Source organism: Sphingomonas fucosidasi (assembly GCF_036663855.1).
Taxonomy (GTDB): Bacteria; Pseudomonadota; Alphaproteobacteria; order Sphingomonadales; family Sphingomonadaceae; genus Sphingomonas; species Sphingomonas faeni_B.
Genome location: NZ_JAXOJR010000010.1, coordinates 1 through 14,273 on the forward strand (window position 1 = coordinate 1; position 14,273 = coordinate 14,273).

General features: G+C 65.3%; 11 protein-coding genes. 5 read left to right on the top strand and 6 right to left on the bottom strand.

Features of this window, described 5'->3' with window-relative positions; all coding sequences use genetic code 11:
• The first annotated feature begins 379 nt into the window (after positions 1 to 379).
• The gene (locus tag U1737_RS16530) at positions 380 to 3,199 is read left to right on the top strand and encodes a TonB-dependent receptor (protein WP_332797528.1); all 2,820 of its coding nucleotides are present in this window, start codon (positions 380 to 382) and stop codon (positions 3,197 to 3,199) included.
• A gap of 168 nt (positions 3,200 to 3,367) precedes the next feature.
• On the opposite strand, the gene U1737_RS16535 is transcribed toward U1737_RS16530, so the two are convergent.
• Positions 3,368 to 6,115 (bottom strand): [protein-PII] uridylyltransferase, encoded by a 2,748-nt coding sequence (locus U1737_RS16535; protein ID WP_248522793.1) that lies wholly within the window; start codon positions 6,113 to 6,115, stop codon positions 3,368 to 3,370.
• A gap of 92 nt (positions 6,116 to 6,207) precedes the next feature.
• Between U1737_RS16535 and U1737_RS16540 the strand changes: the two genes are divergently transcribed.
• Entirely contained in the window at positions 6,208 to 7,512 is a 1,305-nt protein-coding gene (locus tag U1737_RS16540; protein ID WP_248522795.1) for a homoserine dehydrogenase, read from the top strand.
• 176 nt (positions 7,513 to 7,688) lie between these two features.
• On the opposite strand, the gene U1737_RS16545 is transcribed toward U1737_RS16540, so the two are convergent.
• From U1737_RS16545 to U1737_RS16565, 5 genes are all read right to left on the bottom strand, one after another.
• Positions 7,689 to 8,150 carry a hypothetical protein gene (locus U1737_RS16545; RefSeq protein ID WP_248522797.1) on the bottom strand — a complete coding sequence of 154 codons (462 nt, stop codon included), beginning with the start codon at positions 8,148 to 8,150 and terminating at the stop codon, positions 7,689 to 7,691.
• 15 nt (positions 8,151 to 8,165) lie between these two features.
• Positions 8,166 to 8,582, bottom strand: a complete 417-nt coding sequence (locus tag U1737_RS16550) for a hypothetical protein (RefSeq protein ID WP_332797529.1) — start codon at positions 8,580 to 8,582, stop codon at positions 8,166 to 8,168.
• Between the two features lie 13 nt (positions 8,583 to 8,595).
• Positions 8,596 to 8,931: a hypothetical protein gene (locus U1737_RS16555; RefSeq protein ID WP_332797530.1), complete on the bottom strand. Its 336-nt coding sequence runs from the start codon at positions 8,929 to 8,931 to the stop codon at positions 8,596 to 8,598.
• 55 nt (positions 8,932 to 8,986) lie between these two features.
• Positions 8,987 to 9,418 (bottom strand): CoA-binding protein, encoded by a 432-nt coding sequence (locus U1737_RS16560; protein ID WP_332797531.1) that lies wholly within the window; start codon positions 9,416 to 9,418, stop codon positions 8,987 to 8,989.
• Between the two features lie 98 nt (positions 9,419 to 9,516).
• Positions 9,517 to 10,467, bottom strand: a complete 951-nt coding sequence (locus U1737_RS16565; RefSeq protein WP_254686409.1) for an Mrp/NBP35 family ATP-binding protein — start codon at positions 10,465 to 10,467, stop codon at positions 9,517 to 9,519.
• A gap of 70 nt (positions 10,468 to 10,537) precedes the next feature.
• Between U1737_RS16565 and hflK the strand changes: the two genes are divergently transcribed.
• From hflK to U1737_RS16580, 3 genes are all read left to right on the top strand, one after another.
• Complete coding sequence (gene hflK, locus U1737_RS16570) at positions 10,538 to 11,671, top strand: protease modulator HflK (protein WP_248522805.1); 1,134 nt, start codon at positions 10,538 to 10,540, stop codon at positions 11,669 to 11,671.
• On the top strand, positions 11,668 to 12,534 hold the full coding sequence (gene hflC / locus U1737_RS16575; protein WP_328805510.1) for a protease modulator HflC: 867 nt from the start codon (positions 11,668 to 11,670) through the stop codon (positions 12,532 to 12,534). The genes hflK and hflC overlap by 4 nt, the downstream gene beginning before the upstream one ends.
• A gap of 101 nt (positions 12,535 to 12,635) precedes the next feature.
• Positions 12,636 to 14,189 (top strand): Do family serine endopeptidase, encoded by a 1,554-nt coding sequence (locus tag U1737_RS16580; RefSeq protein ID WP_332797532.1) that lies wholly within the window; start codon positions 12,636 to 12,638, stop codon positions 14,187 to 14,189.
• Positions 14,190 to 14,273 lie beyond the last annotated feature (84 nt).

Here is a 14,273-nt window from a genome sequence, read left to right on the forward strand (position 1 = left end):
AAACCATCCGTACCGCCCGCTCGCGGACTTCGGGCGCAAACTTGTTCGTCGTCTTGCTCGTCATGGCTCCACCTTCTCAGGAGTTGGAGCCTCCGACAAACCCGGCGCGGTTCAGACCTCAAGGTAGCGGGGCGGCGCCTCCGCCGGACGATGCTACCCATTGTTATTCCATGAGCCGCTTCATGCCCAGCCAACCTCTCAAACGGTTGCATTTTGAAACTAGGGTTTGTTGGCTGGCCCTATGTGGCGATTTGGAGACACAACATTCAAAAAACCGGTTTCCGTATGCGGAAATTGCTAGACGTGCAGGTGGGAACCTCGCTACCTAACGTCCAAACCATAAGTTCGAAAACATTCGAACACTCAGGAGGGAATGCCGATGCGTATGATCGCATATCTGTTGTCTGCCGCTGCGACCACGGTGCTTGTATCGCCGGCCTTCGCGCAGGACGTGCCCACGACTCAGCCTGAGGCGCAGACGACCACCACGACATCGGGTACTGCGGCTGGATCGGTCGATGCGGGGCAGGCGCCGGTCGCGGCCCCGCAGGCCTATTCGGGCAACGCCAGCGACATCGTCATCACCGCGACGCGCCGTTCCGAGCGGCTGTCCAACGTCCCGATCGCGGTTTCCGCCGTCGGTTCGGCAGCCCTCGAGAACACCGGCGCCAACGATATTCGCCAGGCCACGCAGCTCGTCCCCTCGCTGCTCATCTCGTCGACCGGCAGTGAAGCCAACGCCTCCGCCCGCGTCCGCGGCATCGGCACGGTCGGTGACAATCCCGGCCTCGAAAGCTCGGTCGCGGTGTTCATCGACGGCGTCTATCGCAGCCGCACCGGCTCCGGGCTCAACGATCTCGGCGAAGTCGATCGTATCGAGGTTCTTCGTGGGCCGCAGGGTACGCTGTCTGGCCGTAACGCGACCGCCGGCTCGATCAACATCCTGACGAAGCTGCCTTCGTATAACTTCGGCGGCTATGCCGAGGCGACCTACGGCAATTACAACAATGTCCGCATCGCGGGCGGGCTGACCGGTCCGATCATCAAAGACAAGCTCGCCTTCCGTCTCGATGGCGTGTTCGGCAAGCGCGACGGGTTCTACTACGATGTCATCAACCGGACCGACTACAACGATCGCAACCGGTATTTCGTGCGTGGCCAGTTGCTGTTCGAGCCGTCGAGCGACATCAGTGTCCGCCTGATCGGCGATTATACGCGGCGCGACGAGAAGTGCTGCGGCGCGGTGTACGTGAACACCCAGGAAAAGATCGATCCGACGCCAGGCGTGCCCGGCGATTTCGCGATCAATCCTGCCGGCAACCGTATCGTTCAGGTCATGCAAAGCATGGGTGCGGTGTTCGCCAGTGCGGGTGACCCGTACAACCGCCGCATCGCCAATACGCCGGGTCGTGCTTATTCCAACCTCACGACCGACTATGGCGGCTCCGGCCAGATCGACATCAATCTGGGTGGCGCGTCGCTCACCTCGATCACGGCATACCGCGAATACAAATCTGGCGGCGCGTCCGACATCGATTACGGCAACCTCGACATCGGCTATCGGGCCGACGACGGGAACAGCTTTCGCCAGTTCCATACGTTCACCCAGGAAGTCCGGCTGAACGGCTCCCTGTTCAACGACAAACTCGACTGGTTGATCGGCGGCTATTATTCGAAGGAAGATCTGGTCGTTGCCGACAATCTGAAGTTCGGCACGCAATATGGCGCGTTCGCGGCGTGCCGGATCGTCGCGACGGCCAATCCGCTGGCGGCACTGCGCAACCCGAACAACCCCGGCTGCCTGAGCACGACCCCGCAGGCTGCGCTCGGCGGCGCCAATGGGCGACAGGCGCTTGGGGCAGGGTTCGGCGCTCTCGGACCAACGATCCTCGCCGGCCTCGATCGCCTCAGCACGCTCAACAATCTGGGCGATCAGCGCTCGACCTATTATCAGGACAGCGAGAATTACGCGTTCTTCACGCACAACATCTTCAAGCTGACCGACAAGCTCTCGATCACCGGCGGTCTGCGCTACACGCGCGAGGCGAAGGATTTTCACGCCGACTTCAATAACAACAACACGGTATGTCCGGCCCAGCAGGCCAATCTCAGCCCGCTGCTCGCCAGTGCAGCCGTGCCCGCCGCGCTCAAGACGCTCGTCGGTGGCATCATCACGCTCACCTGCACGGGCAATTCGTCGTCGGCACTTAACGGCCTCGATCTGAACGACGGGTTCAAGGAAGGCGAGTTCACCGGCACCGGCGTCATCTCCTACAAGCCACGTACCGACACGCTGCTATATGCCTCCTATTCGCGCGGCTATAAGGCTGGCGGCTACAATCTCGATCGTTCGGACCTGACCGCGAACGTGTTCTCGTCGCCGACGAATGCGAGCGTCGTAAATCTCCGGTTCGATCCGGAGACGGTGAATTCGTACGAACTCGGTCTGAAGTTCACCTCGAAGGACTTCACCTTCAACGTCGCGGGCTTCCGCCAGGAGTTCAAGAATTTCCAGCTGAACACCTTCAACGGCACCAACTTCATCGTCGAGAACATCAGCACCTGCGGCACCAGCCTGAACGGTGCGGACCGCGATGCGAGCGCGGCCACGGGCGCCTGCTCCGGTGGCGTCCAGCACGGCGTCATCTCGCAGGGCTTCGAGCTGGAGGCAGGATTGTTCCCGGCACCGAATTACACGGTGAACCTCGGCTACACGTACACGAACACGCGTTTCCGCAACAATCTGGTCGGCAGCGACTCGGGGCAGGCACTCGATCCCGCGCTGTTCCTGCTCTCGGGCAGCAACCTGTCGAATGCGCCGAAGCACACCGTGACCGCCTCGACCGCCTGGACGCCGGACATCGGGTCGACCGGGATGACTGCGCTGTTCTACGTCGACGGCCGCATGACCAGCGACTACAACACCGGATCTGACCTGTTCCCGGAAAAGGCGCAGGATGGCTTCTTCCTGGTGAATGCCCGTGTCGGTATCCGTGGGCCTCAGCAGAAGTGGGCGTTGGAACTCTGGGCACAGAACCTGCTCGACACCAATTATCAGCAGGTGGCGTTCAACGCACCGTTCCAGGGTGCCGGCAGCCAGGCCCAGACGCAGGCGTTCGGTTCGACCGCGAACCAGATCTTCTCCTCGTTCCTGGGCGAGCCGCGGACCTATGGCCTGACGCTGCGCTCGCGTTTCTGATCGGAAGGGCTGCGTGAAGAGCCGGTCCGCAGTTTGCTGCGGGCCGGCTTTTTCGTGTCTGAGTGAACCTGCCGTACGCGCCGCATCCCGCGAACGCCGAGCACCAGCTGCCGCTTGTGACACCGGACTGTCCCTAGGGCTTCCCCCGCGGAAGTCGGGCGCGCGACACTATGCTGCGAGATCGATCTCTTCGCCGGCCGCCGCCGCGAGCAACCTTCGCTCCAGCGTCTTCAACCGGGCAGGCTGGGTAATCCGGTCCCCCGTGAGGTCGGTGATGTAGAACGTATCCACCGCGCGCTCTCCGTAAGTCGCGACATGCGCGGAATGGATCGTGACCTTCGACTGGAACAGGGCGTTGGCGAGCTGGTTCAGCAGCGCCGGCCGGTCCCGCGCATTGACCTCGACCACGGTGAACCGGTTCGACGCCTTGTTGTCGACCAGCGCGTTGGGAACGATGTCGAACGCTTCGGCCCGCGTCCGGGGAAGGGGTTTCGCCACCAGCCGGTCGGCCAGCTTGCCGCGATTGGCGAGCGCATCCTCGATCGCCGTCTTGAGGCGTGAAACCTGTTCGGTGCCATCGAACGGTCGGCCGAACGGATCCTGGACGAGGAAGTTGTCGACCGCCATCCCGTCGCGCGTGGTGTGGATGCGCGCATCGATGATGTTCCCGCCAGCGACATGGATCGCGCCGGCGATGCGATAGAACAGTCCTGGATGATCGGCCGCGTAGATTGTCACCAGCGTGGCGCCGCGCCCAGGGTAGACGTGGGCGTCGATCGCAAGTTGCGCGTCGCCGGTGGTTGCGAGGAAGCGGGCATTGTGCGCGAGCACGTCCTCGGGCTCGGCGATCCAATAGGCTTCGGGAAGACGGCGAACGAGCGTTTCGAAGGTCGCCTCGTCCCAGCCAAGCGCATCGCGCAGATGCTCCTGCTTGGCGGCGATGCGTTCGGCGCGCCCTTTCTGCTTGTGACCGAGCCGCAGTACCTCTTCGGCGGATTCGTACAGGTCGCCAAGCAGCTGGCGTTTCCAGCCGTTCCAGACGGCGGGGCCGACCGCGCGGATGTCGACGATCGTCAGCGTCAGCAACAGGCGGAGGCGCTCGGGGCTCTGCACCACGTCGCAGAAATCGAGGATCGTCTTGAAGTCGCTGAGGTCGCGTTTGAACGCGGTGGCGGACATCAGCAGGTGCCAACGGACCAGCCACGCGACCGTTTCCGTCTCGGCGGCGGTCAGCCCGAAGCGTGGGCACAGGCGCTGCGCCACCTCCGCACCGAGAATCGAATGATCGCCGCCGCGGCCCTTGGCGATATCGTGCAACAGCACCGCGACATACAAAGCGCGCCGCGACACGATCTGCTCGAAGATCGCGCTGGCGAGCGGATGCTCCTCCTTCAACACGCCGTTCTCGATGCGCGCGAGCAGGCCGATCGCGCGGATGGTGTGCTCGTCGACGGTGTAGTGGTGATACATGTCGAACTGCATCTGCGCGACGACACGCGCGAAGTCGGGCACGAACCGGCCGAACACGCCCGCCTCGTTCATCCAGCGCAGCACGAGTTCGGGATCGCGTGGTGAGGTCAGCACGTCGAGGAACAGCGCGTTGGCGGTCGGGCTGTTCCGAACGTCATCGACCAGTTTGGCGTCGCGGGCGGCGGCACGCATCGCCAGCGGATGGATCTCGACGCCGTGCTTGTCGGCGAGTTGGAAGATCTCGATCAGGCGTTCGGGATCTACTTGAAAGAAGTCGTCGCTAGGTAGCGCCAACCGGCCGCGATCGAGCACGAAACCGTTGAGCTTGCGCGGTGAACGACGGATCGTCGGCAACCCGAAACGGCGGCCGCGCGCGGCGAACTTCTCGTCGAGATGCGCGAGGAACACGCCGCTGAGCGTGCCGACCGTCTTCGCCTGCAGGAAATAGAACTGCATGAATCGCTCGACCTTCGATTTCCCCGGTCGATCGGAAAAGCGCATCCGGTCGGCGATCTCGCGTTGCAGGTCGAACGTCAGCCGATCCTCGGCGCGGCCGGTGATGCTGTGGAGATGGCAGCGGACCGCCTGGAAGAAATTGTCGGCGCGGTGGAACAGCCGGTATTCGGCTTTGGTGAACAACCCGACCTCGACCAGCTCGGCGGCGCGTTGGACGTCGTAGATGTATTTGCCGATCCAAAACAATGCGTGAAGATCGCGCAGGCCGCCCTTGCCCTCTTTGACATTGGGTTCAACGACATAGCGGGTGTCGCCCATCTTGCGGTGGCGCGCGTCGCGTTCGGCGAGCTTGTCGGCGATGAAGGTGCGCGCGGTGTCGGCCTGGACCTCGGTCTTGAAGCGGTGCGATGCCTGTTCGTAGAGGTCGGCATCGCCGCAGACGTAGCGCGCCTCGAGCAACGCGGTGCGGACGGTGACGTCACCCTTGGCCTGACGCACCATTTCGTCCAGCGAGCGGCTGGACTGGCCGAGCTTCAGACCGAGATCCCACAGCGCGTACAGCATCGATTCGATCACGCGCTCGGCCCAAGGGGTCTGCTTGCCGGGGGTGAGGAAGCCGATATCGACATCCGAATGCGGCGCCATTTCCGCACGCCCATAGCCGCCGACGGCGATGATCGTCAGCCGCTCGCCGATCGTCGGGTTGGGCAGCGGGTAGAGTCGCTGGGTGGTGAAATCGAACAGGATGCGGAGCAGCTGATCGATGAGATACGCCTGCGCACCCGCTGCTTCGAGCCCGCGCGACGGATGTTCGACGAGGCGGCGTTCGACTTCGACCCGGCCGGCCTCGAGTGCTGCCTTCAGTAGCGTTGTCGCGTCGCGGCGGAGCGCGGTGGCGTCCTCGCCGTGCAGCGTGGCGATGGTTTCGGCGACGGCGCGGCGATCGATGATCGTGCGGCGGTTGGGGAGGTGATCGAAGCGGCCTATCATGTCGCCTCAGATAGGGGCGGCGGCGTGTCGCGTCATCAGGATTGCGCAAAGCCTCCGCGAAACGTAACCGGACGCGCGAGTGGAGGACGAAAATGAGCGAACCATTGCGCGTGGCCCCGTTGAAAGTGGCTCTGGCGGGGCTGGGGACGGTAGGCGGCGGGGTGATCCGGCTGCTGGATGCGAACCGCGAGTTGATTGCGCGGCGGGCGGGGCGCGAGATCGAGATCGTCGCGGTGTCCGCACGCGATCGCGGCAAGGATCGCGGCGTCGATCTGTCGCGGTTCGCCTGGGTCGACGACACGACCGCGCTGGCGAAGCAACCAGGGGCGGATGTCGTGGTCGAGTTGATCGGCGGTTCCGATGGCCCGGCGTTGACGCTGGCCCGCAGCACGCTGGGGGCAGGACGGAGTTTCGTCACCGCGAACAAGGCGATGATCGCGCATCACGGGCTCGAGCTGGCGCAGGCGGCCGAGGCAGCGGGCGTCGCGCTGAAGTTCGAGGCCGCGGTCGCGGGCGGCATCCCGGTCATCAAGGGGCTGCGTGAAGGTGCGGCGGCGAACGAGATCGCGCGGGTGTACGGAATTCTCAACGGGACCTGCAATTTCATCCTGTCGAAGATGGAGTCCGAAGGTCGCGATTTTGCCGAGGTGCTGGCGGAGGCGCAGGCGCTGGGGTTCGCCGAGTCCGATCCGAGCTTCGACATCGACGGGGTAGATGCCGCGCACAAACTGTCGATCCTGGCCGCGGTCGCGTTCGGCACGCAGCCGGCGTTCGACGACGTCGGGGTGAGCGGCATCCGGAATCTGCTGGGGGCGGACATCGCCGAGGCGGCGGCGCTGGGCTATCGCGTGCGTCTCCTCGGGTTGGCGGAAGCGGGCGCGGCCGGGCTGTTCCAGCGCGTGCATCCGCATCTCGTGCCGATCGATCATCCGCTGGCGCATGTGACGGGGTCGCTCAACGCCGTCGTGGCGGAGGGCAATTTCGTCGGCCGCCTGCTGTTCCAGGGTGCTGGTGCTGGCGATGGCCCGACGGCAAGCGCAGTGGTGGCCGACCTGATCGACATCGCGCGCGGAGAGTTCGGGCCGCCGTTCGCGATGCCGGTGGTGTCGCTCACTGCTGCGTCGAAAGCGGATAGCGGCGAGCGGCGGGGGCGTGCGTATTTGCGGTTCACCGTCGCGGACCGGGTCGGCGTGCTGGCCGAGATCGCGGCGGCGATGCGGGATGCGGGTGTGTCGATCGAGAGCCTGATCCAGCGGGGGGCGATTGCGGACGGCAGCGTGCTGGTGGCGATCGTGACGCATGAGAGCCCGGAACGCTCGATCGCGCAGGCGTTGGAGAAGCTGCGGGGTTCGCAGAGTCTCGTCGGACAGCCGATGTGGATGCATATTCTGGATTGATTGGGGGCGGTAATGACTACCAATCCCGTCTAAAAGCGACCACCCCGGAGAAGGCCGGGGCCCAGTTGGAGAGGTCGCAGTAACGGCGCGCGCGCTTCGTTAGCTTCGTCTCCCAACTGGGCCCCCGCCTTTGCGGGGAAATACTTTGGTTGGTCCGGTGGAAGACTTGCCGGATTTTATTTCACCGGATCATCCAGCACGATCGGCACGCGGTTCGACGTATCCGGCTTCTTGCGGAACTTGCCGGCCACGTCGCGCACCAGTGCCATCGGGTCCTTGCCCTCGCCATTCTCGCAGCAGCTATGCGGATCGATCAGCGCGCCGATGCCGCGGATCAGGACGACCGGGACCGTCAGCAAATCCACGCCGGTACAGCCACCCGGCGGGCAGGGTCGCCCGGCATTGTCGAGCGCCGCGCGCGGATCGCCGGTCGGCTGGCGCGGGCGGTCCTGGGGCAGGCGCTCGTCGGGGAGGGGCAGGCGCTGCTCGGACGTGCCCTTGCCGCCACAGACGACGACTTCGCTAGGGCTCGAACCGGGGCAGGCGGGCGGGTTCAGGATCGACCAGCTTTGCGGGGGCGGTGCGACGACCGGCGTTGTGCCGACGGCGGCTTGCAACAGGATCGACAGCAGGATCACGGCGCCCCCTAAATCCTAGTTGACCGTACCGACGGGACCGTCGAGGTCGATCGGCACGCGACCACGCGTATCGGGCTTCTTTGCCAGCGCGCTCTTGATCAGCCCAACCGCCGCCTTGGCGATCGGGGCGATCGGGGGACCGAATCCGACCTGGCACCCCCATTGGCTGGCTGCACATGGCGTACCCTCCAATTGTAGTGCGCGGGCTGCGCTGAGTTCGGGATTCGACGCGACCGCGCGGTCGGGGGGGCCGCGCTCGTCCGGCAGCGGCAGGCGTGGGCTGTTCGCCGCGGGGCCCCCGCAGACGATGACGTCGTTGCCGTCCTTCGAGGCGGCCGCGCATGGATCGACCAGAATCGAAAAACGCTCCGGCGCCGCGGTCGGAGACGGTGTGGCGACTTGCATCAGTGCGGACAGGATGACGGCGAACATCGAACGGACCCTTCTATGGTGCAGGCTTGCGGAACGATGTCCCGCCTTCGCCACCCACGGTCATGCTGACTCCGGCCATCCCGCCGCCGACTTGGAACGGGCCGAGATCGGCGAGCGGCGAGGTGCGGCGGAGTAGCCGCGTGCGTTCGTCGCGGATGCTTTCATGCTTGGGATCGCCCGCGTCATGAACGACGAACGGCACGCGAAACCGGTCCGCGTGTCGCATTCCGCAGACCGTGATATCGGTTTCGTCCGCGCTCTGGATACAGGGTTGCTCGGCGGCCATTCGCGCCTTTGCGGTTGCCATCAGGGGGTCTTCGATCAGTATCGACAGCAGCATCGCGAGCATCGGCACCTCCCGGACAGACATTCAGACTGACCGCGATCGCGCGCCGGGGCAAGCATCATTGCTCGATCTTGGCGACTCCGAGCCTGGGAATGTCGATCGCCGGGCAGCGATCCATCACGACTTTCAGCCCTGCCGTCTCGGCGCGCGCTGCCGCGTCCTCGTTGATGACGCCGAGTTGCATCCAAACCGCCTTCGCACCCGCTGCAATCGCCTGATCGACCGCCTCGCCGGCTGCGGCCGAGTTGCGGAAGATATCGACGATGTCGATCGGGTCGCCGAGTTGCGATAGCTCGCGGAAGACGAACTCGCCGTGGATATGCTCGCCGGTGATCTGCGGATTGACCGGGATCACGCGGTAGCCGTGTGCCTGGAGCTTGGCCATCACGCCGTAGGAAGGGCGGTCCGGGCGATCGGACGCGCCAATCATCGCGATCGTCCGTGCGCCTTCGAGCAAGGCTTTGATGTCGGCATCGGCGGTCAACGGCATCGATGCCTCCTGTCGGGGGAAACCTGGTCCGCTCGTACCGCAACTCTACGCGTCGGGTACGACCGGTAATCAGACAACGTAGATCGGGCTCGCGGGTTTCACAGTTTTCCGAGCCATGCGACGACCTGAGCCGCAATCGGCATGAACACAATATCGTCGGGGTTCGAAGCCGGCGGCGTCCCCGCATCGGACGCGGTGCGGATCGAAATCGTCAGCGGTACGCGGCCGAGGAACGGGATGCCGAGCTCGCGCGCCGCTGCCTCCGCGCCGCCATTGCCGAACGGGTCCGACGCCTCGCCGCAATGCGGACAGATATAGCCGGCCATGTTCTCGACCAGCCCGATGATGGGAATGCCGGCCTTCTCGAACAGGTCGATCGCGCGGCGCGCGTCGATCAGCGCGAGATCCTGTGGGGTCGAGACGATCACCGCGCCCGCCGGGCGGTATTTCTGGACCATCGTCAGCTGGACGTCGCCGGTCCCGGGCGGGAGATCGAGTACGAGCGTATCGGTCAGGCCCCAGTCCGCCTCGACCAGCTGGCCGAGCGCACCCGCCGCCATCGGCCCGCGCCAGGCGATCGCCTTGCCCGGTTCGACGAGCTGGCCCATCGACAGCAACGGAACGCCGTACGGGGTCGGGACCGGATCGAGCACCTTGTCCTTGGCGGTCGGGCGGGTGCCCTCGACATTCATCAGGCGAGGCTGGGACGGCCCGTAGATATCGGCGTCGACCAGCCCGACACGCCGCCCGGCACGCGACATCGCGATGGCGAGGTTGGCGGCGAGCGTCGATTTGCCGACACCGCCCTTGCCGCTGGCGACCGCGATCAGCCGGCGGGTCGAGCGTTCGGCGGTCACCGCGATCCGCACTTCAGTCACTCCGGGCTGCGTCGCGGCCATCCGCACGGTCGCCTCCAGCGCATCGCGCGCCTGCGGATCCAGCCCGGTGGCATCGATGATGATGCCGGCCCGTGTTCCCTCCAGCCGGACGGTCGCCCGCTTGCCCGCCACTGCGGCAACCGCCGCCTTTACCGCTTCGATATCGATCATCGTGGCCAGATAGGGCCGCTAAGGGCGCTTGGCACTGTTTTTCCGCCGCCGCACACCTATAAAGGTTGGTATGACGATCTTCTCGCGCTGGTTCCGGCGCCCCGATATCCTCGCCACCGAAACACCGAAAGGCCCTTGGGGCGGCTCGGGCGACGACGGTAACCCTGGCCCGCGCAATCCCTGGGCCCTGCCGCCCGGTGGTCGCAAACCTGCGGCCAAGCCGACTGCGCTCGACGAGTTCCTGAGGAAAGCGCGTGGCTCGGGCGGCGGGGGCGGCGGCAATGGCGGCTTCGGCGGCCTGCCGTCGGGTGCCAATGCCCGTGCGCTCTGGGCGATCGGCGTCGCGATCATTGCGGTCGTCTGGATCCTGTTCACCGCGATCCACCAGATCGGCCCGCAGCAGCGCGGCGTCGTCACCTATTTCGGCAAATATGCCGGCACGCTCGATCCGGGTATCCGCCTGACGATGCCCGCGCCGATCGCCAATGTGATGGTGGTCGACGTGCAGAAGATCCGCACCGACAACTTCCCCGTAGGCGAAGGCGAGAACCTGACGCTCACCGGCGACCAGAACATCATCGATCTGGCCTATTCGGTGCGCTGGGACATTGCCGATCCGCGCGATTATGTGTTCCAGCTCGCCGAGCCGAACGACACGGTTCGTGCCGCCGCCGAGAGCGCGATGCGTGCGGTGGTCGCTACGACCACGCTCGACCAGGCGATCGGTACGGGACGCACGGTAATCGAACAGCGCGTCGCGGAGATGACGCAGCAGATCCTCAACGACTATAAATCCGGCGTCCGCATCCAGGGCGTCGCGATCAAGCAGGCCGCAGCACCCGCGCGGATCGTCGAGGACTTCAACGCCGTCACCGCCGCGCAGCAGGAGGCGATCGCCAACCTCAACCAGTCACGCTCCTATGCGCAGCAGGTCGTGGCTCGCGCGCAGGGTGAGGCAGCCTCGTTCGACAAGGTGTACGAGCAGTATCGCCTCGCGCCCGAAGTGACGCGCCGCCGCATGTATTACGAGACGATGGAGGCGGTGCTCGCCAAGAGCGACAAGACGATCGTCGAGACGCCGGGCGGGGTGGTGCCGTACTTGCCGCTGTCGAACGCCAAGCGTTTGCCGAACCCGGAGGCTGTCCAGTCGACGCCAGCGCCTGCCGCGGCGGCGGCTGCCCCCCAGTCTGGAGCTGCCCAGTGAACGCCGTGAGTTTCCGCAATCCGATCGTGGCCGGGATCGTCGCGCTGCTGCTGGTGATCCTCGCCGCCGCGACCTTCGCGATCGTGCCCGAGACCAAGCAGGCGGTGATCCTGCGCTTCGGCCAGCCGATCCGTACGGTGAACGCGTGGCAGCCCAACACCGCGTTCGGACAGACCGGCGCCGGCCTGATCGCGCGCATTCCGTTCGTCGACCGGATCGTCTGGATCGACAAGCGCGTGCAGGATCTCGAACTCGACAACACGCTGGTGCTGTCGACCGACCAGCTGCGGCTCGAAGTCGATGCGTACGCCCGCTACCGGATCGTCGACCCGCGGAAGATGCGCAACGCGGTCGGCAGCGAGGACCGGATTCCGGATCAGCTGCGCCCGATCCTGGGCTCGGCGCTGCGCAACGAACTCGGCAAGCGGCGTTTCGTCGAACTGCTGAGCCCCGAGCGGTCTGAACTGATGGACAATATCCAGAAGGGGCTCCAGCGCGTCGCCAGCCAGTATGGCGTCGAGATCGTCGACGTCCGCATCAAGCAGGCGAACTTGCCGGTCGGCCTGCCGCTCGAAAGCGCGCTCAAGCGCATGTCGAGCGCGCGCCAGCAGGAGGCGATCACGATCCGTGCCGAGGGCCAGAAGCAGGCGCAGATCGTCCGCGCGCAGGCCGATGCGGATTCGGCGAAGATCTATGCCGAGAGCTTCGGCAAGGACGCCGATTTCTACGACTTCTACCGTGCGATGCAGTCGTATCGGCACACGTTTGGCGCGGATGGCGGTCCGGCACCCGAAGGATCGACCTCGATCATTCTTTCGCCGAACAACAGTTATCTGAGGGAATTCGAGGGCCGCGGGCGTTGAGCCTGCGGAACCTTTGAACCCCGTTCATATTCAAGCATTGTTCAGAACGGCATCCCTACGGGATACCTGTTTCGATTGATGAAACGAGAGGACAACATCTAGTGCGTTACGCCTACGCCATTACCAGTGCTCTTCTCCTCGGCGGCGCGACCGCGACGCTCGCGCTCCAGCCCAGCGGCGCGCAGGTTGCGCAGAACGAACCCGGTGCGATCCAGGCGGTTTCGCCGAAACCCGGCGCGCCGATGAGCTTCGCCGACATGGTCGCGCGGCTCCAGCCTGCGGTCGTCAATATCTCGACCAAGCAGACGATCGTCCAGAAGCAGCAGGCCAATCCGTTCGCGGGCACGCCGTTCGGCGACCTGCTCGGTGGCATGGGCGGCGCGCCGGGCGCCCCCCCGGTGAAGCGCGAAGGCGCCTCGCTCGGCTCCGGCTTCCTGATCTCGCCCGACGGCTATGTCGTCACCAACAACCACGTGATCTCGCCGGGCGCACAGGGCGCGACGGTCGACTCGATCACGGTGACGCTGAGCGACAAGAAGGAATATGTCGCCAAGGTCATCGGCAAGGATCAGGAATCCGATCTCGCACTGCTGAAGATCGACGCGGCCAACCTGCCGTTCGTGAAGTTCGGCGATTCAAACGGCGCGCGCGTCGGCGACTGGGTCGTCGCGATCGGCGAGCCGTTCGGCCTGGGCGGCACCGTGACCGCGGGTATCGTCTCGGCGATCAACCGCGTCACCGGGCAGGGCGGCGCGTATGACCGCTTCATCCAGACCGATGCGTCGATTAACCAGGGTAACTCCGGTGGCCCGATGTTCGATCTGAACGGCAACGTGATCGGCGTGAACTCGCAGATTTTCAGCCAGTCGGGCGGTAATATCGGCATCGGCTTCGCGATCCCCGCAGCCGTCGCCAAGCCGATCATCGCGACCTTCATGAAGGGCGGCACGATCGAGCGCGGCTATATTGGCGTCCAGCTTCAGCCGGGCGGCACGATCAACGAAGATACCGCCGCGGCGCTCGGCATCCCCAAGAACCAGGGCGAACTGATCAACGACGTGACCGCAGGCGGGCCCGCGGCAAAGGCCGGCGTGCGTGCGGGCGATGTCGTGACCAAGGTGAACGGTCAGCTGGTGACGGTCGACCAGTCGCTGTCGTACCTCGTCTCGAACGTGAAGCCCGGCCAGACCGCGCGTCTCGACATCCTGCGCAACGGCAAGCCGACCACTGCCAACGTGGTCGTCGTGCCGCGCCCGAGCGCAGACAAGCTGGCGGCGACGCTCGGCGGCGACGCACAGGGCTTTGGTGGCGACGACAGCGATGACGGCGACGATTCCGGCGCGACCGCGGCACCGACGGCCGGTGCGGCGCTCGGCATCGGCGTACAGCCGCTGACCCCGGCGATCGCGCAGGCGGTCGGCGTCGAGGCCGGCACGCAGGGCGTCGTCATTGCCGTGGTCGCGCAGACCAGCGATGCGTACGGTAAGTTGAAGCGCGGCGACGTCATCATGTCGGTCAACGGCACGCCGGTGCGTACCTCGGCCGACGTTCAGACCGCAGTGACGACCGCCAAGTCCGCCGGGCGCCCGCAGGTCCTGCTGCAGGTCAAGCGTGCCCGTGGTCCGGCGCAGTTCCTGCCGGTCAAGATCAAGTAAGACTCGACCGACCTATTGATCTCAAAGGACCGTCGCTCACCCGAGCGGCGGTCCTTTTTCTTTGCATCGTGCGGGGATAGGGTC